General features: G+C 60.0%; 12 protein-coding genes, 2 tRNA genes and 3 rRNA genes. 3 read left to right on the top strand and 14 right to left on the bottom strand.

Annotated features, from left to right (window positions below):
• Positions 1 to 4 precede the first annotated feature (4 nt).
• Entirely contained in the window at positions 5 to 1,531 is a 1,527-nt protein-coding gene (locus tag PSH73_RS03195) for a CoA-acylating methylmalonate-semialdehyde dehydrogenase (protein ID WP_057439323.1), read from the bottom strand.
• A gap of 131 nt (positions 1,532 to 1,662) precedes the next feature.
• Here PSH73_RS03195 and PSH73_RS03190 point away from each other — a divergent pair, with 131 nt between their 5' ends.
• Positions 1,663 to 2,610 carry a LysR family transcriptional regulator gene (locus tag PSH73_RS03190; protein WP_057439324.1) on the top strand — a complete coding sequence of 316 codons (948 nt, stop codon included), beginning with the start codon at positions 1,663 to 1,665 and terminating at the stop codon, positions 2,608 to 2,610.
• Between the two features lie 106 nt (positions 2,611 to 2,716).
• Here the strand turns inward: PSH73_RS03190 and PSH73_RS03185 are convergent, their stop codons facing one another.
• The 13 genes from PSH73_RS03185 to PSH73_RS03125 all read right to left on the bottom strand — a co-directional run bounded on the left by PSH73_RS03185 (position 2,717) and on the right by PSH73_RS03125 (position 23,291).
• Positions 2,717 to 3,232, bottom strand: coding sequence for an OmpA family protein (locus PSH73_RS03185; RefSeq protein ID WP_057960630.1), 516 nt, complete (start codon positions 3,230 to 3,232; stop codon positions 2,717 to 2,719).
• Positions 3,213 to 4,481, bottom strand: coding sequence for a diguanylate cyclase domain-containing protein (locus PSH73_RS03180; RefSeq protein WP_057960631.1), 1,269 nt, complete (start codon positions 4,479 to 4,481; stop codon positions 3,213 to 3,215). The genes PSH73_RS03185 and PSH73_RS03180 overlap by 20 nt, the downstream gene beginning before the upstream one ends.
• Entirely contained in the window at positions 4,478 to 5,050 is a 573-nt protein-coding gene (locus PSH73_RS03175) for a YfiR family protein (protein WP_057960632.1), read from the bottom strand. Before PSH73_RS03175 ends, PSH73_RS03180 begins: the two co-directional genes overlap by 4 nt.
• A gap of 139 nt (positions 5,051 to 5,189) precedes the next feature.
• On the bottom strand, positions 5,190 to 7,238 hold the full coding sequence (gene recD, locus PSH73_RS03170; RefSeq protein ID WP_198792429.1) for an exodeoxyribonuclease V subunit alpha: 2,049 nt from the start codon (positions 7,236 to 7,238) through the stop codon (positions 5,190 to 5,192).
• Positions 7,235 to 10,912 carry an exodeoxyribonuclease V subunit beta gene (gene recB, locus PSH73_RS03165; protein WP_305461909.1) on the bottom strand — a complete coding sequence of 1,226 codons (3,678 nt, stop codon included), beginning with the start codon at positions 10,910 to 10,912 and terminating at the stop codon, positions 7,235 to 7,237. The genes recD and recB overlap by 4 nt, the downstream gene beginning before the upstream one ends.
• On the bottom strand, positions 10,909 to 14,358 hold the full coding sequence (gene recC, locus PSH73_RS03160) for an exodeoxyribonuclease V subunit gamma (RefSeq protein ID WP_216312193.1): 3,450 nt from the start codon (positions 14,356 to 14,358) through the stop codon (positions 10,909 to 10,911). The genes recB and recC overlap by 4 nt, the downstream gene beginning before the upstream one ends.
• Before the next feature lie 155 nt (positions 14,359 to 14,513).
• Positions 14,514 to 14,629 (bottom strand): 5S ribosomal RNA (rrf, locus tag PSH73_RS03155).
• 172 nt (positions 14,630 to 14,801) lie between these two features.
• Positions 14,802 to 17,695 (bottom strand): 23S ribosomal RNA (locus PSH73_RS03150).
• A 248-nt stretch (positions 17,696 to 17,943) separates the two neighbouring features.
• Positions 17,944 to 18,019, bottom strand: a tRNA-Ala gene (locus PSH73_RS03145).
• A gap of 30 nt (positions 18,020 to 18,049) precedes the next feature.
• Positions 18,050 to 18,126 (bottom strand) — tRNA-Ile (locus tag PSH73_RS03140).
• 81 nt (positions 18,127 to 18,207) lie between these two features.
• Positions 18,208 to 19,744, bottom strand: a 16S ribosomal RNA gene (locus PSH73_RS03135).
• Together the 16S, 23S and 5S rRNA genes with 2 tRNA genes alongside form the textbook arrangement of a ribosomal RNA operon.
• Before the next feature lie 629 nt (positions 19,745 to 20,373).
• Positions 20,374 to 21,867: a CoA-acylating methylmalonate-semialdehyde dehydrogenase gene (locus PSH73_RS03130; protein WP_057958254.1), complete on the bottom strand. Its 1,494-nt coding sequence runs from the start codon at positions 21,865 to 21,867 to the stop codon at positions 20,374 to 20,376.
• Positions 21,868 to 21,941: 74 nt separating this feature from the next.
• Positions 21,942 to 23,291 (bottom strand): aspartate aminotransferase family protein, encoded by a 1,350-nt coding sequence (locus PSH73_RS03125; protein WP_128593780.1) that lies wholly within the window; start codon positions 23,289 to 23,291, stop codon positions 21,942 to 21,944.
• Positions 23,292 to 23,416: 125 nt separating this feature from the next.
• Here PSH73_RS03125 and PSH73_RS03120 point away from each other — a divergent pair, with 125 nt between their 5' ends.
• The gene (locus tag PSH73_RS03120; protein ID WP_305461905.1) at positions 23,417 to 24,337 is read left to right on the top strand and encodes a LysR family transcriptional regulator; all 921 of its coding nucleotides are present in this window, start codon (positions 23,417 to 23,419) and stop codon (positions 24,335 to 24,337) included.
• 86 nt (positions 24,338 to 24,423) lie between these two features.
• Positions 24,424 to 25,818, top strand: coding sequence for a uracil-xanthine permease family protein (locus tag PSH73_RS03115; RefSeq protein ID WP_057958251.1), 1,395 nt, complete (start codon positions 24,424 to 24,426; stop codon positions 25,816 to 25,818).
• Positions 25,819 to 25,876 lie beyond the last annotated feature (58 nt).

The following is a 25,876-nucleotide window of genomic DNA, read 5'->3' as shown; positions in this document are numbered from 1 at the left end:
TTGATCAACGCAGGTTGATGGTGGTGTTGACACCATCATTGACGCTGTCGTCGTCGAACCAGCGGCTGGTGACGGTTTTGGTCTGGGTGTAGAACTGCACCACTTGCTTGCCGTACGGGCCCAGGTCGCCGAGTTTCGAACCACGGGAACCGGTGAAGCTGAAGATCGGCACTGGCACTGGGATCGGGATGTTGATGCCGACCTGGCCGACGTCGATTTCGCTCTGGAACTTGCGCGCCGCCGCACCGCTCTGGGTGAACAGGCCGGTGCCGTTGCCGAACGGGTTGGCGTTGACCAGGGCGATGGCTTCGTCGAGGGTATCGACTTCCAGCACCACCAGCACCGGGCCGAAGATTTCCTGGGTGTAGATCTGCATATCGGTGGTCACGCCCGAGAACAGGGTCGGGCCGACGAAGTTGCCTTGCTCGAAGCCCGGCACCTGGATGTCGCGGCCGTCCAGTTCCAGCTTGGCGCCTTCTTTCACACCGCTTTCGATCAGGTCGAGGATACGCGCCTTGGCGCGCTTGGAAATCACTGGGCCCACGTCGGTCCCGGCTTCGCTGCCGGCGTTGACTTTAAGCTTCAGCGCCAGGGCCTTGAGGTCCGGCAGCCACTGCTTGGCCGCGCCCACCAGCACCACCACCGAGGTGGCCATGCAGCGCTGGCCGGCCGCGCCGAAACCAGCGCCAACCAGTGCGTTAAGCGTCTGTTCACGGTTGGCATCGGGCAGCACCACCGCATGGTTCTTCGCGCCCATCATCGACTGCACGCGCTTGCCGTGCTTGCCCGCCAGGTCGTAGACGTGGGTGCCGACGGCGGTCGAGCCGACAAAGGACACGGCCTTGATATCTTTGTGGGTGCACAGAGCATCCACCACATCCTTGCCACCGTGGACCACGTTCAACACACCGGCCGGCACCCCGGCTTCCAGCGCCAGTTCCACCAGCATCAGGGTCGACAGCGGATCCTGTTCCGAAGGCTTGAGCACGAAGGTGTTGCCGCAGGCGATGGCCATCGGGAACATCCACAGCGGGATCATCGCCGGGAAGTTGAACGGGGTGATGCCGGCGCAGACGCCGATGGGTTGGCGCAGGGTGTAGGTGTCGACGCCACCGGCGACGTTCTCGGCGAACTCGCCCATTTGCAGGGTGCCGATGGAGCACGCGTGCTCGACCACTTCCAGGCCACGGAAAATATCACCCTCGGCATCGGCAATGGTCTTGCCCTGCTCGGCACTGAGGACTACGGCAATGCGTTTGGAGTGTTCACGAATCAGCGCCTGCAGCTTGAGCATGATGCGCATGCGCGCGCCGATCGGCGTCAGCTTCCAGGTCTGGAAGGCGCGATGGGCAGCGTCGATGGCCGCGTTGACTTCATCGGCCGTGGCAAAGGGCACACGGGCCAGGACTTGTTGGGTCGCCGGGTTGACGATGTCTTGCCATTCGGTGGTCTTGGACTCGACCCATTCACCGTTGATCAACAGTTTGGCCTGTTTGACGGTGGTATCGGCAGACGTAAGCGATGCGTTCATTGTGGTCTCCAGATCTTGTAGTTATGCAGAGAGCCAAGGCGTGAAGCGCCTTGAGGATGAGGCGTTCGGACGATTTTTGGAGTATAGATGTGCAAACTTCCAATAAGAACCCACATAAAAGCCGGTCCAACATGCAAAAAAACATCACGTCTTTAGGCTCGCTGAACTGGGATGACCTGAAGTTTTTCCTCGAAGTGGCGCGTACCCGCAAGGCCAGCGTCGCTGCCAAGCGCCTGGCGGTGGACTACACCACCGTGTCGCGGCGCATCAGCTCGCTGGAAGGCTCGCTGGGCACCCTGCTGTTCGAGAAATCCCGGACCAGCGGGTTTGTGCTGACCAATGAAGGCCAGCGTTTACTGGGTTACGCCGAGTCCATCGAAAGCACCCTGCACATGGCCTGCGAACAAGTATCGGGCTCCGGCGTGGCGCTGTCGGGGCATGTGCGCATGGGCTGTACCGAAGGGTTCGGTAGTTTTTTCGTCACCCCGCAACTGAGCCACTTCGTCGATACCTACCCGGCGATCTCGGTCGACATCCTGCCCCTGCCCCACTTCATCAGCCTGTCCAAGCGCGAAGCCGACATCGTCATCGCCCTGGAACGCCCGGAACACGGGCCCTACGTGTGCTGCAAACTGTGCGACTACAAGTTGCAGCTGTACGCGACCCAGGAATACCTCGACCAGCACCCGCCCATCCGCCGCCCGGCCGATTTGGCCGACCATCCGTTTATCAGCTACGTGGATGACCTGGCGTTCAGCTCAGAGCTGCTGTACCTGGCCAATGTCGTCCCGGGCGCCAGCGCCAGCCTGCGCAGCACCAGCGTGATTGCGCAGTACGTGGCGGCGCAGCAGGGGCGCTCGCTGGCGATCTTGCCGTGCTTCCTGGCCGCGCAGGACTCGCGGTTGCTGCCGGTGTTGGGAGAGGAGATCAATATTACGCGGCAGTTCTGGATGTATTGCCGCGAAGACCTGCGCAAGCTCAAGCGGATTACCCTGTTGTGGGATTACATCCGGGAGGTGACGGAGCAGAACCAGGGGTTGTTGATGGGGGAGACGCGGGAGATGGTGTTTGCCGACTGAATGGCTGCTGCGGGCGCAGAACGTTGGGTCGGCACTGATAAGTGTGGGAGCGGGCTTGCCCGCTCCCAAAGTTGAGCGTGTTTGAAATTCAGACCGGCCTGTCGGCTCAGTCGGCGATCACTACAATCGACACCCGGCGATTCTCGGTACGGCCCGCAGAAGTGCTGTTGGAGGCCACCGGCTCGCTGCTGCCCAGGCCGCGCAGTTGCACGTTTTCTTCCTTCATACCCACGTCCACCAAGACCTTGCCCACGCTTTTCGCCCGGCGCAGGGACAGTTGCTGGTTGTAGGCTTCCTTGCCCGAGGCATCGGTGTGGCCGTCTACGCGCACGCGTTCGATGCCCACGCCGGTGAGGGCCTTGCCGATGCGTTCGACGATCTCGGTGCTGGGCGTGTTGAGTTTTTCGACGTCGCTGCCAAACAGCACTTTGCCCGACAGGCCAAACGCCCAACCTTCGTCGGTCAGTTCGAAGCCTTGTTGTTTGAGCACCGCCACTTGCACCGGGGTCAGGCCTTTGGGGGGGGGAGTCTGGCAGCCACTCAGGGCCAGTAGCGCAATAAACAAGGTGATAAACAGAACGCGTGTGTTAGCAAACAAGGGATCAACTCCTGTGTTGAACATTGGCAGCGGGGTGCTCCGACTCCGCCGTGTGCTGGCCGCCCTGGGAAAGGCGTTTGGCCTGGTACATCGCCACATCGGCGGCATTGAGCAAGGCGCCGGGAGTGGCACCATGATCGGGATATACCGCGATACCGATACTGAGTGAGGTCAACACTTCGGTGTTGCCCGGCAGCGGGATGGGCTGGTCCATGCTGGCGATGATTTTGTCGGCGATGCGCTGGGCATCTTCGAGCTTGTGCAGGGGCGAGAGCAGGATGGCGAACTCGTCACCGCCCAGGCGGGCCACCAGGTCGCTCTCGCGCAGTTGCGCCCGCACGCGCGCGGCGACCGCAACCAGGACGGCGTCACCGGCGGCATGCCCGAAATTGTCGTTGATGTCTTTGAAGCGGTCACTGTCGAGGAACAGCACCGCCACTCGCTCGTTGAGCTTGGCCGCGCTGCGCAAGGCGCGAATCAGGCGGCCCTCAAAGAAGGCGCGGTTGGGCAGCCCGGTCAGGCTGTCATGGCTGGCCTGGTGGGCAAGGGTTTCGTTTTCGCTTTGCAGGTGGGTTTGCCAGGCTTCCAGCTCGTCAAGCAGGGCATTGAAGTCGTTGCCCAGGCTGTCGAGCTCGGCGATCTGCGCCGGCGGCACACGGCGGTCGAAGGCCCGCTCGCTGCGCGCAGCGTGGGCGACGTCGGCCAGGCTGTGCAGGGGGCCGATAATGCCGCGCAACATGCGCCGTGCCAGGTAAATCGCGACCCAGCCACTGATAGCGGTACAGATGATGATCCCCGCCAGGCCACTGAGCAAAAAGCGCAACAGGCTACCGCCGTGGCCACTCAACTCGACGGTGCCAATTTTCTGGCCTTGATGCAGGATCGGCTGGCTGATGGGCTCTTCCAGCAGCGTGTGGGCCAACTCCAGCTCGATCCTGGACAGCACCCCCGTTTCCGGACGCACCCAATGGGCCAGGGTGTTGCCGTTGAGGTCCAGCACCCGGGCTTCAGCGACTTCTTCAGTGGAGGCAATCAGCGCCAGGGCTTCGGTGGCCGCCACGCGGTCCTTGAACACCACTGCGGCTCCTACGGTGTAGTTGATCGAGCGGGCGATCAGGTGCAGGTTGTGGTCGGCATATACCCGTAGGGCCAGCACCCCCAGCAGGGTCAGGGAGACGCTGGCCATGGCTACGGCCACCAGCGCCACACTCAGGTGCCCGCGACCAAGGACCGAACGTAATGTAGGGCGGGTTTTGGCGTTACGCAGCTTCATGGCTCCGGCGCCCGACGACGGGATAACTGCAGGACGCTGGGATGGATGCGCACACCGCTGCGGGCGACGGAGTCGAGGTTGACCTCGAACGAGACTTGCTCATCAGTGACCCGCAGGCAAAACAGGCTACCCACAGTGCATTGATCGCCGCCTTCGCTGATGCTCAGCACCGGATGGCCAGTCAACGCGGTGAACAGGCGGCCACGCTCGTCAGGAGTGAGCTTGCCGATGTACAGCGCGTCGCACGCATTGACGATATTGGGGTTGTCCGCCAGCAAGCGCTGGACCACCACCGGCCGGCCGGTGGCCTGGGTGGTACCCTTGACCAGGTCGTCGGTGTATTGGGTCGGGCCAACGATGCACAACCGCAGTTGTGCGGGCTCCACCGGCCAACGGGCGTAGCTGAGAATCCCCAGTACCACCTGGGTGACGGCCTGGGCCCGCTGGTCGGCTGCACTGGCTGTGGGCGCCTGGGCAAAAGCCAGAGGCGTGACGAGACACAAAACGGCCGATAGCAGCAATCGTCTCCAGCTCCAACTACGCTCTGCGGGCGAGACAGCCACGTTCATGCAGCGATTCTCTATGATCTTCTCGGGATAATGCCGCAACGATAGCATATTGGCGGAAACCCCATCGAGACGGGCTCTAGGTAGATTCTGCCATTCATCACGAAAAACCCGACATATCGGTCAGGTTTTTCCCACATTCTCACGCACCCAACTCCAACATCAGCCCGCTCAACCGTTTTACCTTGCGCCGCACCGCCTCTTCGAAAACCCCGCCACGGGTCTCGATCAAGCTGAAGCGATCCTTGGCGCGGGTGATGCCGGTGTAGATCAGCTCCTTGGTCAGTACCGGGTTCAGTGCATCCGGCAAGATCAAGGCCGTGTGGGCAAACTCCGAGCCCTGGGACTTGTGCACGGTCATGGCGTAGACGGTTTCCACATCATTGAGGCGGCTGGGCAGCACAAAGCGCACTCCGCCCTGGCCATCGTTGCGCGGGAAGGCCACGCGCAGCACCTGCGGCCCACCGTCGCTTTCGGGCAGCTTCAAGGCGATACCAATGTCACCGTTCATCAAGCCCAGGCCATAGTCGTTGCGGGTCATCAGCACCGGGCGGCCTTCGTACCATTGCTGGTCGCTGTCGATCAGCCGGGCCTTGAGCAGCGCCGCGGTGATGCGCTGGTTGAGGCCTTCCACGCCCCAAGGGCCCTTGCGCACCGCGCACAGCAACTGGAAGGCATCGAAGGCTTGCAACAACTGGCGCGCCCAGTCGGTCCAGCGCGAGTCGTCGCGGGGTGTCTCGGCTGCCGGGCGCGTGGTGCGCAACAGGTTCAGGTAGTAGCGATAGCCCTGGGCATCGCTGCCCTGCCCGTCCAGCACCAGGCGCTCCAGGGCGCGGTCATGCTCGCCCTTGAGGTGCAGGCAAAACAGGTCGTGGCTGCCGGCGTCCAGCAGTTGGCGAGCCTGCTCGGGGTTTTGCTGGTTGACCCAGCGCGCCAGTTGGCCGATGCCGCTGCCTTCGCCGAAACGCCGGGAATAACGCAGCATGACCACTTGTTGCGCCAGCGGATGACTGGCCTCGAGATCCTCCAGCAGGCCGCTGCCCGCCAGGGTCTCGCCACTGACGTTTTCCAGCCATTGGCGGGTGTCGGGGCTGTACCAACCCGCTTCGGCATCGCGGCACAAATCGCCGAGCACCGCGCCGGCTTCCACCGAGGCCAATTGGTCCTTGTCCCCCAACAGTACCAGGCGCGCATGGGGCGGCAAGGCATCCAGCAGGTTGGCCATCATTTCCAGGTCGATCATCGAGGCTTCATCCACCACCAGCACATCCAGCGGCAACAGGTTGCCCGCGTGATGGCGGAAATGCCGGGTGCCGGGGCGGCTACCCAACAGGCGGTGCACGGTGGTGACCTCGGTGGGGATTTTTTCGCGCACAGCGTCGGGCACTTGCAGCGAGCGTACTTGCTGGCTGATGGATTCGGTCAAGCGTGCCGCCGCCTTGCCGGTAGGCGCCGCCAGGCGGATGCGCAAGGCCGTGCCCTGCTCCACTGCGGGTGCCTGCAGCAAGGCCAACAGGCGCACCACCGTGGTGGTCTTGCCGGTGCCGGGGCCGCCGGTGACGATGCTGAACGCACCGCGCGTGGCCAGGGCACAGGCGAGTTTCTGCCAATCGACCACGCCGTCCGGGGGCGGTTGGTCGAACAGGCCATTCAAGCGCTGGGGCAGGTCGGCCGAGACCGCTTCCTGCACGGCAAGACGCTGACGCAAGGCGCTGTCGATGCGTCGCTCATAGGTCCAGTAACGCCGCAGATACAGGCGCTTGCCCGACAATACCAATGGCCGGCTTTGCGCCGCCGCACTGCCATCGACGGCCAGCGCCACCAGCGGGCTTGCGGCCAGGGCATGGCACCAATGGGCGCCGTCCAGGCCCTCGAGCAATTGCGAGGGCAGCAGCATCACGCCACTTGAAAGATCCCCTTCTGGGGGCAGCGACAGAGCGAAATCCGGGGCCTTCAGGGTTTCGAACAGGTCCAGGCACACATGGCCGTGGCCCAGTTGGTGACTGGTCAGGGCAGCGGCCAGCAGCATCAGGGGATCGGCCTGTGGATCCAGTTCGTGGAGAAAGCCGACGAACGCCTTGTCCAGCGCCCGCAGCCAGCCGCGCTCGACCCAGCGCTCCAGCAGGTGCATTAGGTCGTCAGCGCGATCCAGCGGTGCCAGTGCCTCCAGCGGCATTGTCGAGAGGCTCATAGCAGGACTCCTTGTTCCCAGGCCGGTTCGACCTTGGGCGGTTGCGGCTTGCCCTGGAACAGCAGGTCCAGGCGTTCGATCAGCTCCCGTGGCGGCCGGGTGAAATACGCGCCCTGGCTCACGGCTTGGCTACCGCGCAGGAACAGATAGAGCGCGCCGCCCACATGCCGGTCGTAATCGTAATCCGGCAGGCGCGCCTTGAGTTGGCGATGCAGGGCCAGCAGGTAGAGGACATATTGCAGGTCGTAGCGATGGTCGAGAATCGACTGTTCCATGGCCTCACGGGTGTAGGCCGCGTCGTCGGCGCCGAGCCAGTTGGATTTGTAGTCAGCCACGTAGTAGCGGCCGTCATGTTCGAAGGTCAGGTCGATAAAGCCCTTGAACATGCCATTGAGCAACACCGGCTCGGCGGCGACCCGCGACACGCCGTCATGGGTGTATTGGCAGACCAGTTGGTCGAGGGCGAGCACATCGACTTTGTGGCTGGCGAACCAGAACTCCATTTCAATCTGATACTGCTGCAGGTCGCTCAGGGTCACGGAGGCCTGCCCATGGCCCAGGCCCAACGGCACTTGCAACAGGTGCCCGAGCCAGCCGCTGAGGGTGCCGATCCAGCCTTCCCAACCACGTCGGTTGCAGCGCCGGGCGACGGCATCTTCGATGGCTTCGGCCGTTACGTTGAAGCCTTCGTTACCGGCCCACTCCAGCAGGCCGTGGAGAAAGGTCCCGGGGTTGGGGCCCCGTGGGAAACGGTGAATATCCCCGCCAGACGCGGCGACTTCGCGCGGTGCATCCGGGTCCAGGCGTTCGTCGTCGAACAGCTTCTGTGCCTGGGGGCTTTCCGGGGCTTCCAGGCTGGCGGCGCTCATGCTTTCGCCGATGCGCAGGGCGCTGTAGGACGCGATCCACCAGTTTTCCGCGGCCTTGCGCTTGGGCAGCAGCGGCGCAAGCAAGGTCGCGTCATTGCGCGGTGGTTGGTAGGTACTGGTGTCAGCTTCCGGCATTTGCCCGTAGGCAATCGCCGCGCAGCCGTCCTGCAAATCCATCAGCCAGCGGGCCAGGGCTGCGGACTCACCCAGGGCCGCGCCGCCGCCCAGCAGATAGCCCAGGGCTGACAGGTGCAACACCGAACTGTTGTTATTGCCGCGTTTGAGGTCGGCCACGCCCAGCCAACAGGCATGCTTGGCCCGAGTCAGCGCCACATAGAACAGACGCAGGTCTTCGGCCAGGCGCTCGTCATCAGCCTGGGCGATCAGTTCGACGGTGGGTTTCAGGCTGACCTGGGACTTGCCGTTGGCATCGTGGTAATGCAGCGGCAGGCGGCTGCCGTCGACCGGCTTGGCCGAGCAGATAAACGGCAGGAAGACCAGGTCGTATTCCAGGCCCTTGGACTTGTGGATAGTCACCACTTTGACCAGTTGCTCATCGCTTTCCAGGCGCAGGATCTGCTCTTCGCCGGCCTGGCCCGAGAGCGCTAGGTGCTCCGCAAGATGGCGGATCAGCGCTTGTTCGCCGTCCAGCTCTGCGGCGGCCTGTTGCAGCAACTCGCACAGGTGCAGCAGGTTGGTCAGCACCCGTTCGCCATCGCTGCGGGCAATCAGGGTTTGCGGCAACTTGAAGTCATGCAGCAGACGCCGCAGCATCGGCAGCACGCCCTGGGTGCGCCAGATCACGCGGTAATCGCGGAACTGCATGACTCGCTGCTCCCAGACCAGTTCGTCCTGGTTCAGTTGTTCCAGCTCGGGCAGCGACAGGTTGAGGGTGACGCAGGCCAGGGCCGCGCGCAGCGGGCGCTCGACATCCGGTTCGGCACAGGCTTTGAGCCAGGCGAGCAGGTCATGGGCTTCCTGGGAGGCGAATACCGAGTCCTTATCGGACAGGTACACGCTGCGCACACCCCGCGCGGCCAGCTCACCGCGTACGGCCTGGGCTTCCTTGCCGTCACGCACAAGGATGGCGATGTTCGACGGTTGCACGGGAGTGAAGTCTGCCCCCTTGATAAACCCTGCCGTGCCCTGCTGACCGCCATTGAGCAACGCGACAATCTGGCTGGCGCACGCGCCTGCCAATTGCTGGCGATACCGCACATTGGAGATCGGCTGGTCGGTGGGCAGGTGCCAGATATTCAGGGCTGGCAGTGTGTGGCCATCGACCTGCAACTGCTCCTTGCGACCCTGGGACGACACTGGCTGGAAAGGCACCGGGTTGTCGCCGTCGGGCGTACGAAACAGAAACGCCCCACGCCCGGACTCCGCACACTCGAACACGTGGTTGACCGCCTCGACCATCGCATGACTGGAGCGAAAGTTGGTGCCCAGGGTATGCAAGCGCCCGGCGGTGGCCTGGCGGGCGCGCAGGTAGGTGTAGATATCGGCGCCGCGAAACGCATAAATCGCCTGCTTGGGGTCGCCGATCAGGAACAGGCCGCTGCGCGGGCTGTTGTCTTCGATGCGGTAGATGCTTTCGAAGATCCGGTACTGCACCGGGTCGGTGTCCTGGAATTCGTCGATCAGGGCCACCGGGAACTGCTCGCGGATTACGCTTGCCAGACGTTCGCCACCCTCGGTTTGCAGGGCGGCGTCGAGGCGGATGAGCATGTCGTCAAAACCCATCTCGGCACGCCGGCGTTTCTCTTCTTCAAAGCGTTTGCCGACCCAGGCCGCCGCGTGTTGCAACACTGCAGCATCGGGCGTGGGCAAGGCGTCGAGGCTGGCTTTGAGGCCCGCCATGGCATCCAGGCCGGGGTGATGGGGGGCGTCGCCCTTCCAGGCTTCGGCCATACCCTCGGGGGTCAGGCGGGTGAAGCCGGTGCCGATGTCCAGTTGTTCCAGGGTTTCGTCAGCGGCCCAGGCGCTGATTTTCTCGAACCAGGGCTCGAAATAACGGGCCTGCATCTTGCGACCATCCACAGCCTTGGCGGCGACAGCTTGCAGGCAGATCTCGCGCAACTCGGCGGCCCATTGCTGCCAGGGGGCCTTGAGCGCCACCAGGGCCTCGCGGCGCTCGTGCAAGCAGGCCTCGATCAACTCGGCGGGCTCACGGGGTTCATCACCGGGGCGCTCGCTACCGAACAACGCGCGCACTCGGGGCATCAGCGCCGCAGGGCCACCCCAGTTGCTGCGGACCCAGTTCAGGGCATCGCCGTGCATCGGGTAGCAGAACAGCCGCCAGTAGTCGCGCAACACTTCGCCAAGCAAGTCGCTGTGGTCGGTTTCCAGGGTCTGGGTAAACAGGCTGCCACTGTCGAAAGCGTGCTCGCGCAGCATGCGCTGGCACCAACTGTGGATGGTCGAGACGGCGGCCTCGTCCATCCATTGCGCGGCGATGTCGAGGCGGTTGGCGCAACCCTGCCACTGCTCGGCGCTGTACTGATCACGCAGCTCGGCGATCAGGGCATCGGGCTGTTCGATTTCGTCACGAAAGAAACGCGCCGCTTGTGCCAGGCGGGTGCGGATGCGTTCACGCAGCTCTTTGGTGGCGGCATCGGTGAAGGTCACCACGAGGATTTGCGGCGGCAGCAATTCGCGGCCAAAACCCGCCTCATCGCCACCGTGGCCCAGAACCAGGCGCAGGTATAACGCGGAGATGGTGAAGGTCTTGCCGGTACCGGCGCTGGCTTCGATCAGTTGGCTGCCACGCAGGGGGAAGGCCAGGGCCAGGGGTTTGGTGCTCATGAGCGGGCCTCCTCGCTGGTCAGTGATCGCCAGGGGGCGGTGATGAGTGGGCGGTACAGGGTTTCGCACCAGCCTTCGAAATCTTCACTGGCGACCAGGGCCGCGTAGTCGGGGAATTGCCGGGTGAGGGCCGGGCTTTCGCGGCGCTCGCCATCGCTGGTGATGCCGTCGCCTTCGTAGGCTTTAAGGGCGGCGGTCTGGGCTTTGTCCGGGTCAGTCTGGCCGAGCCAGGCGAAGGCGGTCTTCACCGCGATCGGTAGTGGTTCGCTCATGCCGGCCCGCCAGGCCAGGAGCAGGTTGCCAAGCACATCCTGGGCAAGGTTTTGCTCCAGTGGCGCCAGTAGGAGCGTGTCATCACTCGCCACCAGGCCGGTGCTCAAGGGCAGGCCACAGGCGCAGGCCACCAGGTGGTTGACCCATGGGCGGATCAGGCGATGCCACTTGCGGGTCTTGATCGAGCCGATGCTGTTGGGGATGGTGGTCACGCTGAGCAAGCCGCCATCGCTGCGCCGGTGCAAGCCGCTGACCCAGCCGTCGAGTTGAATACCCTGGTGCGCGAAGCTGACGGGCTCCGCCGTATTGTGTGGCGTGGGCCAGAGTGCCAGGAGTTGCTGGTAGCGTTGCAGCAAGTCAGGCAAGGGTTCGATCAGCTCGTTGCGCAGGCATTCGCCGAAACCGACCATGGGCAGCAGGCCACTGCCTTGAAGACGTTGCGCTTGGGCCTGCAGGGCTTGTTCGAGATGATCCGGGTCGGTCAGCGCGGCGGCGAGCAGGCTGTCGCTCAAGGTGTAGCGCTGCAAGGCGTCGAGGACGAAGGGTTCTTCATCGGCCAGGGGCACTTCAGCGGCTTCGAAAAATACTTTGAGGCGCTGGCTGAAGAAATGCCTGACAGGGTTACGCAAAAAGTCCTGCAACTGACCCAGGCTCAGGGGTTCTTCCTGGATGTGGGGTGCCAGACCGGTCGTTTCGAGGGGCTGGTCTTGAACTTCGTGTAACAGTTGCCATTCGCGGGCGTAGCTGAACAGTGGATCGCCCTCGTGGAAGTAACGCGCACTGAAGGGTTGCAATGGGTGCTCCTGGGTCATCGCCTCCAGCAACGGTTGCTCCTGGGCATGCTGCCAGCCGCTGGCGAGGTGATCGCGCAGTTGGCCGATCAGCACGGACGCCGGGCGCTCGCTGTTATCGCGGATGCTGCGGCCGACCCAACTGATGTAGAGCTGGTCGCGCGCCGAGAGCAGGGCTTCGAGCAGCAGGTATCGGTCGTCTTCACGCCGGGAGCGGTCGCCGGGGCGGTAGTCGCTGCCCATCAGGTCGAAATCCAGCGGCGGTTGCGCGCGGGGATAGTCGCCGTCGTTCATGCCCAGCAGGCACACCAGCTTGAAGGGGATGGCCCGCATCGGCATCAGGGTGCAGAAGTTCACGGCACCGGCGAGAAAGCGCTGGGACAAGCGGCCCTGATCGAGACCGGCGAGCCAGGCCTCACGCACGACAGTCAGCGGTAATTCGTCGTACAGGCCGACGGACTCGCAGGTCTCCAGCCAGTCTTCCCGCAGTTGCTCCAACTGACCCAGCAGATAGTCATCGTGTTCATTGCTGGGCAGGAAGAAGCGCTGCATCAAGTCTTGCAGGCGTGTGCCCCAGGCTTGCGGGGTCGCGGGCTGTGACAGGGCTTGGTGGGCATCGTGCAATGCGTCAAGCAGGGCGACCAAGGGCCCGATCAGCGCCGCGTCGAGGCCGCCGATTTCGTCATAGGGCTCAATGCCGGCGCAGGCTGCGCCACTGCCGACGGCGTAGCCCAGCAGCATGCGGCGCAGGCCGAATCTCCAGCTGTTCTGCTCCAGCGCACTGGGCAGGCCCAGGCCTGCGCGCTGTTCAGCATCGAGCCCCCAACGGATGCCTGCGCCTTCTATCCAACGGTGCAGCGTGGGCAGGTCGCGCTCCTGGATGGCGAAGCGTTCGCGCAAGGCGGGAACGTCCAGCAAGTCGAGGATTTCGCTGACCGGGAAACGGCTGTCCGGGAGTTTCAGCAGGTGTTCGACGGCGATCAACAGCGGGTCGCGGCCCCGTTGGCCCTGGTCCGTCAGGGTGAAGGGGATGAAACGTGGGTCTTTCTTGTCCAACTGGCCGAACACCGCACGGATATGCGGTGCATAGCTGTCAACGTCCGGGACCATGACGATAACGTCGCGGGGGCGCAACGTCGGGTCCGCGCTGAAGCGTTGGAGCAGTTGGTCGTGAAGGATTTCCACTTCGCGCTGGGCGCTGTGGGCGATGTGGAAGCGGATCGAGGTGTCGTGCTGCAGATCGACGGCCGGCCAGCGCTCGCGGGTTTCCGGGAGCGGGCGCAGTTCGAGGATATCGTCCTGTAGCTGGTTGAGAATGGTGGTCGGCTCGCTGTCGCTGAACAGGTCGATGCGCCCGTCACGGAAGGCCGACCGGTAGCTGTTGGGATCGTCGTAGCTGTCCAGCAGGTTGATGTAGTCGCGACCTTGCTTGCCCCAGGCGGCCAGCAAGGGGTGGGCGTGCTGGTGCAAAGTTTGCGGGTCGATGGTGACAGGCATCCCGGTCTTGCGCGCCTGGCGTTTGTATTCGTTTCGCAGGAGGTCTTTGTCGGCGACGATGTCGGACCAATGGTGACGGCAAGGGTTGTGCACGCAGAGCAACACCTGGCTGAAACGGGCCAGGCCGGCCAGGGCTTCAAGGGCCTGGGCGGGCAAGGAAGAAATGCCAAACACGATGACGCGGGACGGCAGGCCTTGGGGGGCGGTGTCCAGGTTATTAATGCGTTCGATAAAACGCTGGTGAACCCCGGCACGGCTTTGCGCCATGCCTTCCTCACCCACGTCCAGCAGCAACGCGCGCCATAACTCGGCCTGCCAGCAGTTGGCCGGGCTCAAGGGCTTGGCTTCGCCTCGGCCATTGCGCAACTGGTGGCGGCCAGCGGCCCAGTCTTCCAGCCAGTCGGCACGGTACACCTGATATTGATCGAACAGGTCGGCCAGGCGCTCCGCCAGTTGGTAGCGTTTACGCAGGTCAGTGTCATGGGTGAGGAAGCGTTGCAGGGGCTCGAAGTGCGGCTGGTCGATCAGCTCGGGCAACAGGCGCATCAGGCGCCACGTCAGTGGGGCTTTATCCAGCAAGGATTTGGCCGGGATTTCATCGCGGCCCAGGACCATGCGATAGAGCTGCCACATAAAGCTGCCGGGCAGTTGCACGTCGATTGCCGCGGCTATGCCGCACCCTCCCAGATCGTCCTCTTCCGGGTCTTCAGCAAGGGCCAGCTTGAGCCATTGGGCGATGCCGTTGCTTTGCACCAGAGCGATTTCGTTTTCCAGGGGAGCCAATGGATAACGACGCATCCAACTGACGACCAGGCTGCGCAGTTCATCCAGGCGATTGCCGTGGACGACCATAAATCCAGCACTGAGGGACGTTGCATCCGGCATAACGGCTTCCTTGGGAAAAGCAAAATCGAGGGAGCGACTTTAGCATTGAAGGGCGTTACAGGCGGAGTTGGACTGCGCGCCAAATCGCCTCAGCGCTTTTCGCCCGCCCAAAACAAAACCCCAACTGCTTTCGCAATTGGGGTTTCGGAATTTAATCTTGACGATGACCTACTCTCACATGGGGAAACCCCACACTACCATCGGCGATGCATCGTTTCACTACTGAGTTCGGGATGGGATCAGGTGGTTCCAATGCTCTATGGTCGTCAAGAAATTCGGGTACTGAGTCGTGACCAGATGGTCTCGCTTCAGCAAATTGGGTATGTGACAGCTTTCGGTATTTTGTGAGATTCGAACTTTCGGTTCATTTCGTCTTCACACACCGCAATCTGATGCTTTTGCTTGTTTCCAAGTCAAGAGTAGTCAAATTGCTTGGGTGTTATATGGTCAAGCCTCACGGGCAATTAGTATTGGTTAGCTCAACGCCTCACAGCGCTTACACACCCAACCTATCAACGTCGTAGTCTTCGACGGCCCTTTAGGGAACTCAAGGTTCCAGTGAGATCTCATCTTGAGGCTAGTTTCCCGCTTAGATGCTTTCAGCGGTTATCTATTCCGAACATAGCTACCCGGCAATGCCACTGGCGTGACAACCGGAACACCAGAGGTTCGTCCACTCCGGTCCTCTCGTACTAGGAGCAGCCCCTCTCAAATCTCAAACGTCCACGGCAGATAGGGACCGAACTGTCTCACGACGTTCTAAACCCAGCTCGCGTACCACTTTAAATGGCGAACAGCCATACCCTTGGGACCGGCTTCAGCCCCAGGATGTGATGAGCCGACATCGAGGTGCCAAACACCGCCGTCGATATGAACTCTTGGGCGGTATCAGCCTGTTATCCCCGGAGTACCTTTTATCCGTTGAGCGATGGCCCTTCCATACAGAACCACCGGATCACTAAGACCTACTTTCGTACCTGCTCGACGTGTCTGTCTCGCAGTCAAGCGCGCTTTTGCCTTTATACTCTACGACCGATTTCCGACCGGTCTGAGCGCACCTTCGTACTCCTCCGTTACTCTTTAGGAGGAGACCGCCCCAGTCAAACTACCCACCATACACTGTCCTCGATCCGGATAACGGACCTGAGTTAGAACCTCAAAGTTGCCAGGGTGGTATTTCAAGGTTGGCTCCACGCGAACTGGCGTCCACGCTTCAAAGCCTCCCACCTATCCTACACAAGCAAATTCAAAGTCCAGTGCAAAGCTATAGTAAAGGTTCACGGGGTCTTTCCGTCTAGCCGCGGATACACTGCATCTTCACAGCGATTTCAATTTCACTGAGTCTCGGGTGGAGACAGCGCCGCCATCGTTACGCCATTCGTGCAGGTCGGAACTTACCCGACAAGGAATTTCGCTACCTTAGGACCGTTATAGTTACGGCCGCCGTTTACCGGGGCTTCGATCAAGAGCTTCGCGTTAGCTAACCCCATCAATTAACCTTCCGGCACCGGGCAGGCGTCACACCCTATACGTCCACTTTCGTGTTTGCAGAGTGCTGTGTTTTTAATAAACAGTCGCAGCGGCCTGGTATCTTCGACCGGCATGAGCTTACGGAGCAAGTCCTTCACCCTCACCGGCGCACCTTCTCCCGAAGTTACGGTGCCATTTTGCCTAGTTCCTTCACCCGAGTTCTCTCAAGCGCCTTGGTATTCTCTACCCAACCACCTGTGTCGGTTTGGGGTACGGTTCCTGGTTACCTGAAGCTTAGAAGCTTTTCTTGGAAGCATGGCATCAACCACTTCGTCATCTAAAAGATGACTCGTCATCAGCTCTCGGCCTTAGAATCCCGGATTTACCTAAGATTCCAGCCTACCACCTTAAACTTGGACAACCAACGCCAAGCTGGCCTAGCCTTCTCCGTCCCTCCATCGCAATAACCAGAAGTACAGGAATATTAACCTGTTTTCCATCGACTACGCTTTTCAGCCTCGCCTTAGGGACCGACTAACCCTGCGTCGATTAACGTTGCGCAGGAAACCTTGGTCTTTCGGCGTGGGTGTTTTTCACACCCATTGTCGTTACTCATGTCAGCATTCGCACTTCTGATACCTCCAGCAAGCTTCTCAACTCACCTTCACAGGCTTACAGAACGCTCCTCTACCGCATCATCCTAAGATGATACCCGTAGCTTCGGTGTATGGTTTGAGCCCCGTTACATCTTCCGCGCAGGCCGACTCGACTAGTGAGCTATTACGCTTTCTTTAAAGGGTGGCTGCTTCTAAGCCAACCTCCTAGCTGTCTAAGCCTTCCCACATCGTTTCCCACTTAACCATAACTTTGGGACCTTAGCTGACGGTCTGGGTTGTTTCCCTTTTCACGACGGACGTTAGCACCCGCCGTGTGTCTCCCATGCTCGGCACTTGTAGGTATTCGGAGTTTGCATCGGTTTGGTAAGTCGGGATGACCCCCTAGCCGAAACAGTGCTCTACCCCCTACAGTGATACATGAGGCGCTACCTAAATAGCTTTCGAGGAGAACCAGCTATCTCCGAGCTTGATTAGCCTTTCACTCCGATCCACAGGTCATCCGCTAACTTTTCAACGGTAGTCGGTTCGGTCCTCCAGTTAGTGTTACCCAACCTTCAACCTGCCCATGGATAGATCGCCCGGTTTCGGGTCTATTCCCAGCGACTAGACGCCCTATTAAGACTCGCTTTCGCTACGCCTCCCCTATTCGGTTAAGCTCGCCACTGAAAATAAGTCGCTGACCCATTATACAAAAGGTACGCAGTCACCCAACAAAGTGGGCTCCCACTGCTTGTACGCATACGGTTTCAGGATCTATTTCACTCCCCTCTCCGGGGTTCTTTTCGCCTTTCCCTCACGGTACTAGTTCACTATCGGTCAGTCAGTAGTATTTAGCCTTGGAGGATGGTCCCCCCATATTCAGACAAAGTTTCTCGTGCTCCGTCCTACTCGATTTCATGACTAAGAGATTTTCGCGTACAGGGCTATCACCCACTATGGCCGCACTTTCCAGAGCGTTCCGCTAATCTCAAAGCCACTTAAGGGCTAGTCCCCGTTCGCTCGCCACTACTAAGGGAATCTCGGTTGATTTCTTTTCCTCAGGGTACTTAGATGTTTCAGTTCCCCTGGTTCGCCTCTTAAGCCTATGTATTCAGCTTAAGATAACCATCTTATGATGGCTGGGTTCCCCCATTCAGACATCTCCGGATCAAAGTCTGTTTGCCGACTCCCCGAAGCTTTTCGCAGGCTACCACGTCTTTCATCGCCTCTGACTGCCAAGGCATCCACCGTATGCGCTTCTTCACTTGACCATATAACCCCAAGCAATCTGGTTATACTGTGAAGACGACATTCGCCGAAAATTCGATAATACTCAATTTGAGTAACTCACAAATTTTACCTTAGCCTGATCCGTTACCAGTGAAAGTAACGTTCAGTCTATCTTTCTATCACATACCCAAATTTTTAAAGAACGAACTAGTCAAAGACTAGAAATCAACATTCACCATCACATCGATGGAATGCTCATTTCTAAGCTTTATACAGACAGAAGCAGTAGTGGTGGAGCCAAACGGGATCGAACCGTTGACCTCCTGCGTGCAAGGCAGGCGCTCTCCCAGCTGAGCTATGGCCCCGTATTTCTACAGGCGTTTCCCACACAAAATTGGTGGGTCTGGGCAGATTCGAACTGCCGACCTCACCCTTATCAGGGGTGCGCTCTAACCAACTGAGCTACAGACCCAATTTCGGGCTGCTTCTTTCGTCTTCTTCAATGAATCAAGCAATTCGTGTGGGAACTTATGGAGCAGCTGATGTCGTCGATTAAGGAGGTGATCCAGCCGCAGGTTCCCCTACGGCTACCTTGTTACGACTTCACCCCAGTCATGAATCACACCGTGGTAACCGTCCTCCCGAAGGTTAGACTAGCTACTTCTGGTGCAACCCACTCCCATGGTGTGACGGGCGGTGTGTACAAGGCCCGGGAACGTATTCACCGCGACATTCTGATTCGCGATTACTAGCGATTCCGACTTCACGCAGTCGAGTTGCAGACTGCGATCCGGACTACGATCGGTTTTGTGGGATTAGCTCCACCTCGCGGCTTGGCAACCCTCTGTACCGACCATTGTAGCACGTGTGTAGCCCAGGCCGTAAGGGCCATGATGACTTGACGTCATCCCCACCTTCCTCCGGTTTGTCACCGGCAGTCTCCTTAGAGTGCCCACCATTACGTGCTGGTAACTAAGGACAAGGGTTGCGCTCGTTACGGGACTTAACCCAACATCTCACGACACGAGCTGACGACAGCCATGCAGCACCTGTCTCAATGTTCCCGAAGGCACCAATCTATCTCTAGAAAGTTCATTGGATGTCAAGGCCTGGTAAGGTTCTTCGCGTTGCTTCGAATTAAACCACATGCTCCACCGCTTGTGCGGGCCCCCGTCAATTCATTTGAGTTTTAACCTTGCGGCCGTACTCCCCAGGCGGTCAACTTAATGCGTTAGCTGCGCCACTAAGAGCTCAAGGCTCCCAACGGCTAGTTGACATCGTTTACGGCGTGGACTACCAGGGTATCTAATCCTGTTTGCTCCCCACGCTTTCGCACCTCAGTGTCAGTATCAGTCCAGGTGGTCGCCTTCGCCACTGGTGTTCCTTCCTATATCTACGCATTTCACCGCTACACAGGAAATTCCACCACCCTCTACCATACTCTAGTCAGTCAGTTTTGAATGCAGTTCCCAGGTTGAGCCCGGGGATTTCACATCCAACTTAACTAACCACCTACGCGCGCTTTACGCCCAGTAATTCCGATTAACGCTTGCACCCTCTGTATTACCGCGGCTGCTGGCACAGAGTTAGCCGGTGCTTATTCTGTCGGTAACGTCAAAATTGCAGAGTATTAATCTACAACCCTTCCTCCCAACTTAAAGTGCTTTACAATCCGAAGACCTTCTTCACACACGCGGCATGGCTGGATCAGGCTTTCGCCCATTGTCCAATATTCCCCACTGCTGCCTCCCGTAGGAGTCTGGACCGTGTCTCAGTTCCAGTGTGACTGATCATCCTCTCAGACCAGTTACGGATCGTCGCCTTGGTGAGCCATTACCCCACCAACTAGCTAATCCGACCTAGGCTCATCTGATAGCGCAAGGCCCGAAGGTCCCCTGCTTTCTCCCGTAGGACGTATGCGGTATTAGCGTCCGTTTCCGAACGTTATCCCCCACTACCAGGCAGATTCCTAGGCATTACTCACCCGTCCGCCGCTCTCAAGAGAAGCAAGCTTCTCTCTACCGCTCGACTTGCATGTGTTAGGCCTGCCGCCAGCGTTCAATCTGAGCCATGATCAAACTCTTCAGTTCAAACATCTTTGGGTTTTTAAGAAACCCTAAACTTGGCTCAGCAATCGTTGGTTACATCTTTGATTTCTCGCGGAGTAACTTGTGATGCTGATAATCTTGTTGACTATCAGTCTGACCCCACAAGCACCCACACGAATTGCTTGATTCAGTTGTTAAAGAGCGGTTGGTTAAGATCTTTCGTCTCAACCGAGGCGCGCATTCTACAGCAGCCTCATTTGCTGTCAAGTGATTATTTTCAGAAGTTTTCGAGGATTTCCTCAACAACTTCAACCACTTGCGCTTCCGATCTCTCGTTAGCGGGAGGCGAATTCTACAGCGTTACACGCTGCTGTCAACACCTCTTTTTCTCCGCTTTCGACCGAGAGGATCGAAACGTTAATAGAGCCAAACAACACTGCTCTACCAACTCCTTCTGGGCTTCGATGAACTGAAGCAACTCGCTGTCGAATTCTGCATAACTCTTTGTTTACCAAGGAGTTTTCCGTTTCGACTGCGCCGGAAGTGGGGCGAATTATAGACTTCCAGAATCTGCCGTCAACCCCTATTTTCACAATTCTGTCATATCGGTCAAAAAAGCCCCGAAAACGCGAAAGCCGGCCCCCAAGGGCCGGCTTTCTATTAATGCAACCTTACAAACTAGGGAACGCGAACTGCGACGCTTCATGGCTAGCACGCTGCGGCCAACGCTGAGTGATCGCCTTGCGACGGGTATAGAACCGCACCCCATCCGGCCCGTAAGCGTGCAAGTCGCCAAACAGCGAACGCTTCCAGCCACCAAAGCTGTGATACGCCACCGGCACCGGCAATGGAACGTTGACCCCCACCATGCCCACTTCAATCTCGTCACAGAACAACCGCGCCGCTTCACCGTCACGGGTAAAGATGCAGGTGCCGTTGCCATATTCATGGTCATTGATCAGTTGCATCGCCGCTTCCAGGCTGTTCACCCGGACGATGCACAGCACTGGGCCAAAGATCTCTTCTTTATAGATGCGCATTTCAGGTGTCACGCGATCAAACAGGCAGCCACCGAGGAAGAAACCGTCCTCATGGCCACTGACGCTCAGGCCACGCCCATCGACCACCAGCTCAGCACCCGAAGACACACCGTCTTCTATATAGCCACTGACCTTGTCCCGCGCCTGCGCAGAAACCAGCGGCCCCATGTCCAGGCCACAGGAAGTACCCGCACCAATTTTCAGCGCCTTGACCTGCGGCACCAGCTTGGCGATCAGAGCATCCGCCACCTGATCACCTACACACACGGCCACCGAGATCGCCATGCAACGCTCGCCGCAGGAACCGTAGGCTGCGCCCATCAAGGCACTGACCGCGTTATCCAGATCCGCATCCGGCATCAGCACCGCGTGGTTCTTCGCCCCGCCCAGCGCCTGTACACGCTTGCCGCGCTTAGTCGCTTCGGAATAGATGTACTCGGCAATCGGCGTCGAACCGACAAAACTCAAGGCCTTGACCTCAGGCGCCTCGATCAGCGCATCCACCGCCCCCTTGTCACCATGCACCACGCTCAGCACGCCTTTGGGCAAACCGGCTTCCTGCAACAACTGGGCAATCAGCAGCGTCGAGCTTGGGTCGCGCTCTGATGGCTTGAGGATGAAGCAGTTACCGCAGACGATGGCCAGCGGATACATCCACAGCGGCACCATGGCCGGGAAGTTGAACGGCGTAATACCTGCCACTACGCCCAACGGCTGGAAATCGGACCAGGCATCAATGTTCGGGCCGACGTTGCGGCTGTATTCGCCCTTGAGGATTTCCGGTGCCGAGCACGCGTACTCGACGTTCTCAATCCCGCGCTTCAGCTCGCCGGCAGCGTCTTCCAGGGTCTTGCCATGCTCTTCGCTGATCAACTGGGAGATGCGTGCTTCGTTCTGCTCCAGCAATTGCTTGAAACGAAACATCACCTGGGCACGCTTGGCCGGTGGTGTGTTGCGCCAGGCCGGGAACGCCGCCTTGGCCGAGTCGATGGCTTGTTGAATGGTTTCACGGCTGGCCAATGGCACCTGGTGAATCACCTGGCCGGTGGACGGGTTGTACACATCGGCACTACGACCGCTGTCGTTGACCAATTCGCCGTTGATCAAATGCTGGATAAGGCTCATGCAAGGCTCCTGAAAAGTTGTCCACAGGCGCGACACGTGTCGCGCCCGACAGTTGTTCTATATAGAAGAAGAAATCAGTCGATCTTGTTCAGCACTTCGCCGACCGCATCGAACAAGCGATCCAGGTCCTGCGGCTTGCTGTTGAAGGTTGGGCCGAACTGCAGGGTGTCGCCGCCAAAGCGCACATAGAACCCAGCCTTCCACAACGCCATGCCCGCCTCGAATGGACGCACGATGGCATCCCCATCACGCGGTGCAATCTGGATCGCACCGGCCAGGCCGTAGTTACGGATGTCGATCACGTTCTTGCTGCCCTTGAGGCCATGCAGCGCATTCTCAAAGTGCGGCGCGACTTCAGCCACGCTCTGCACCAGGTTTTCCTTCTGCAACAGATCCAATGCCGCCAGCCCCGCCGCGCACGCTACCGGGTGCGCCGAGTAGGTATAGCCGTGTGGGAATTCCACCGCATACTCAGGCGTCGCCTGGTTCATGAAGGTCTGATAAATCTCGCTGCTGGCAATCACTGCCCCCATCGGGATCGCACCGTTGGTGACTTGCTTGGCGATGCACATCAGGTCTGGGGTCACGCCGAAGCTGTCTGCGCCGAACATCGAGCCGGTACGACCAAAGCCGGTAATCACTTCGTCGAACACCAGCAGGATATTGTGCTGATCACAAATTTCACGCAGGCGCTTGAGATAACCCTGCGGCGGCACGAGCACGCCAGCGGAGCCCGCCATCGGCTCAACGAACACCGCAGCGATATTCGACGCATCATGCAACTCGATCAGCTTGAGCAACTCGTCAGCCAAGGCAATACCGCCCTGCTCCGGCATACCGCGGGAGAAGGCATTGCTCGCCAGCAGGGTGTGCGGCAGGTGATCGACATCCATCATCGCCTGGCCAAAAATCTTGCGGTTACCGTTGACGCCGCCCAGGCTGGTGCCGGCGATGTTTACCCCGTGATACCCACGGGCACGACCAATCATCTTGGTCTTGGTCGCCTGGCCCTTTAGGCGCCAGTACGCACGCACCATCTTCACCGCCGTATCGGCGCACTCGGAGCCGGAGTCGGTGAAGAACACGTGATTCAGGTTACCTGGGGTCAGGTCGGTAATCTTTTCTGCCAACTGGAAGGACAAAGGATGACCGTATTGGAAGCCCGGCGAGTAGTCCAGGGTGCCCAATTGCTTGGCGACCGCTTCCTGGATTTCCTTGCGCGTGTGCCCTGCGCCGCAGGTCCACAGGCCCGACAACGAGTCATAGACCCGGCGCCCCTTGTCATCGATCAACCAACTGCCTTCGGCCCCCACGATCAGACGCGGGTCGCGCTGGAAGTTACGGTTGGCGGTGTAAGGCATCCAGTGGGCATCCAGTTTCAATTGGCTGGCCAGGGTGGATGGGGCGTTTTCGGGCATGTTCATCAGCAAAACCTCGCAGGGCAAAAGGCAGCGTCGGGATTGAAAAGCGTTGTTGCAGCTAAATTGCCACGGAGATAAAGTCTAAGAAATGCAACTCTTCTAACCTTCAGTCAGGCCTTTACTAAACTATGATCAGCCGCCGACCCGATCCACTGGCCCAAGTCAGCGACTTCGATATCCGTTTGCTGCGCATCTTCCGCAGCGTGGTGGAGTGCGGCGGCTTCTCGGCGGCAGAAACCGTGCTGGGCATCGGCCGTTCCGCCATCAGCCAGCAAATGAGCGACCTGGAACAACGCCTGGGCCTGCGCCTGTGCCAACGCGGGCGCGCCGGCTTCTCACTGACGGAAGAAGGCCGCGAGGTCTACCAATCGGCACTGCAACTACTAAGCGCGCTGGAAAGTTTCCGCACCGAGGTCAACGGCCTGCACCAACACCTGCGCGGCGAATTGACCATCGGCCTGACCGATAACCTGGTGACCCTGCCCCATATGCGCATCACCCATGCATTGGCGCAGTTGAAAGAGCGCGGTCCCGACGTGCAGATCCAGATCCGCATGATCGCCCCCAACGAAGTGGAACAAGGTGTGCTCGACGGGCGCCTGCATGTCGGCGTGGTGCCCCAGGCCAGCGCGCTGTCGGGCCTGGAATACCAACCGCTGTATAGCGAGCGCTCGCTGCTCTACTGCGCGGTGGGTCATCCGCTGTTCTACGCCGAAAACAAACAACTGGACGACCTGCGCATCAATAGCCAGGACGCCATCGCGCCGACCTTCCGCCTGCCCGCCGAGATCCAGGCCCACTATCAAGCGCTCAACTGCACCGCCAGCGCTTCCGACCGCGAAGGCATGGCCTTCCTGATCCTCACCGGGCGCTTCATCGGCTACCTGCCCGACCACTACGCCAGCCTATGGGTGCAACAAGGCCGACTACGCGCGCTGAAACCGGCTACACGCTTTTACGATTTAAGCCTGGCTTCGGTCACGCGCAAAGGCCGTCGCCCTCATTTGGTGCTGGAAAGCTTCCTCGAAAGCCTGGCAGCGACCCGCTGATACGGGCCCCATACAAAACCTGAGCAAGTGGACAGCTTTTTGCAAGGCACAGGGACCATGAACCGTCAGCCCTGAGTCCACATGCCATGCCACCAGAATCCTCCAGCGCCAGCGACCTGATCTACGGCCTCAACGACCGCCCCAAACCATTGCCCGCCCTGCTCGCCGCCCTGCAACATGTACTCGCCAGCTTCGTCGGCATTATCACCCCGCCGCTGATCATCGGTTCGACCCTGGGCCTGGCCGCCCACTTGCCCTACTTGATCAGCATGGCGCTGATGGTTTCCGGTGTCGGTACCTTCATCCAGGCCCGTAGGCCATTTGGGATTGGCGCCGGGATGATCTGCCTGCAAGGCACCAGCTTTGCCTTTCTCGGCGCGGTGTTGTCGGCGGGCTTCCTGGTCAAGCAGCGTGGCGGCAGCCCGGAAGACATTCTGGCAATGATCTTCGGCGTGTGTTTTTTCGGCGCGTTGGTGCAGGTCGTGTTGAGCCGGTTTATCGGCCAGTTACGCCGGGTCATCACGCCGCTGGTAACCGGGATTGTCATTACCCTGATTGGCATCAGCCTGATCAAGGTAGGTATCACCGACCTGGGCGGCGGCTTCAATGCGCCGGACTTTGGCGCGCCGACCAACCTGGCCCTGGGCCTGTTCGTGGTGCTGACGATTATCCTGCTCAACCGCTCGAACACGCCGTGGGTACGCCTGAGCGCGATCATCATCGGCCTGCTGCTGGGCAGCGTCGCCGCCTGGTTCAGCGGCAAGCTGGTGCCCCAGCCCCTGCCCGACCTGCCCTTGATCAGCCTGCCGACGCCATTCCATTTTGGTTTCAGTTTCGATTGGAGCGCCTTCCTACCGGTAGCGCTGATTTATCTGATAAGCAGTATCGAAACCGTAGGCGACCTCACTGCCAACTGCATGATCGCCCGCCAGCCCATCAGCGGCCCTTCCTATATAAGCCGGCTCAAGGGCGGCGTGCTCGGAGATGGCGTCAGTTGCATGATCGCTGCCACCTTCAGTGCCTTCCCCAACACCACCTTTGCCCAGAACAACGGGGTGATCCAGTTGACCGGCGTCGCCAGCCGCTATGTGGGCCTGTACATCGGCGTGGTGCTGTTCTGTCTCGGATTGTTTCCACTGATTGGTGCAGTCTTGCAGCAAATCCCCAAACCCGTGCTGGGTGGCGCGACCCTGGTAATGTTCGGCAGTGTTGCCGCCGCCGGCGTGCGCATCCTGGCCCAGGCCCCGCTGGATCGGCGCAGCATGCTGATCATCGCCACCTCGTTCGGGGTCGGCCTGGGCATCGCGGCGCAACCGAACCTGTTGCACCTGATGCCAACCCTGGTGCAGAACCTGTTCGATTCGGCCATCACCAGCGGCGGGCTGACGGCAATCGTGTTGTGCCTGCTCCTGCCGGAATCCAAGGCCGCAACACCTGCCGCAAATCCAGCCCTGGAAAGCGATACGCTGGAACCGCTTTGACGCTTTTATCGTATCGGGACTTGTCTGAGGCTTGAGGGTGGGTTATCTGTGCAGCAAT

The sequence above is a fragment of the Pseudomonas sp. FP2294 genome (genome assembly GCF_030687625.1).
Taxonomy (GTDB): Bacteria; Pseudomonadota; Gammaproteobacteria; order Pseudomonadales; family Pseudomonadaceae; genus Aquipseudomonas; species Aquipseudomonas shahriarae.
This window is presented reverse-complemented; position numbering and strand designations above follow the sequence as displayed.

Bases quoted from the DNA above. Each gene is read 5' to 3' on its own strand.
- PSH73_RS03195 (WP_057439323.1), bottom strand. From the start codon at position 1,531: ATGAACGCATCGCTTACGTCTGCCGATACCACCGTCAAACAGGCCAAA.
- PSH73_RS03190 (WP_057439324.1), top strand. From the start codon at position 1,663: ATGCAAAAAAACATCACGTCTTTAGGCTCGCTGAACTGGGATGACCTG.
- PSH73_RS03185 (WP_057960630.1), bottom strand. From the start codon at position 3,232: ATGTTCAACACAGGAGTTGATCCCTTGTTTGCTAACACACGCGTTCTG.
- PSH73_RS03180 (WP_057960631.1), bottom strand. From the start codon at position 4,481: ATGAAGCTGCGTAACGCCAAAACCCGCCCTACATTACGTTCGGTCCTT.
- PSH73_RS03175 (WP_057960632.1), bottom strand. From the start codon at position 5,050: ATGAACGTGGCTGTCTCGCCCGCAGAGCGTAGTTGGAGCTGGAGACGA.
- recD (WP_198792429.1), bottom strand. From the start codon at position 7,238: ATGAGCCTCTCGACAATGCCGCTGGAGGCACTGGCACCGCTGGATCGC.
- recB (WP_305461909.1), bottom strand. From the start codon at position 10,912: ATGAGCACCAAACCCCTGGCCCTGGCCTTCCCCCTGCGTGGCAGCCAA.
- recC (WP_216312193.1), bottom strand. From the start codon at position 14,358: ATGCCGGATGCAACGTCCCTCAGTGCTGGATTTATGGTCGTCCACGGC.
- PSH73_RS03130 (WP_057958254.1), bottom strand. From the start codon at position 21,867: ATGAGCCTTATCCAGCATTTGATCAACGGCGAATTGGTCAACGACAGC.
- PSH73_RS03125 (WP_128593780.1), bottom strand. From the start codon at position 23,291: ATGAACATGCCCGAAAACGCCCCATCCACCCTGGCCAGCCAATTGAAA.
- PSH73_RS03120 (WP_305461905.1), top strand. From the start codon at position 23,417: ATGATCAGCCGCCGACCCGATCCACTGGCCCAAGTCAGCGACTTCGAT.
- PSH73_RS03115 (WP_057958251.1), top strand. From the start codon at position 24,424: ATGCCACCAGAATCCTCCAGCGCCAGCGACCTGATCTACGGCCTCAAC.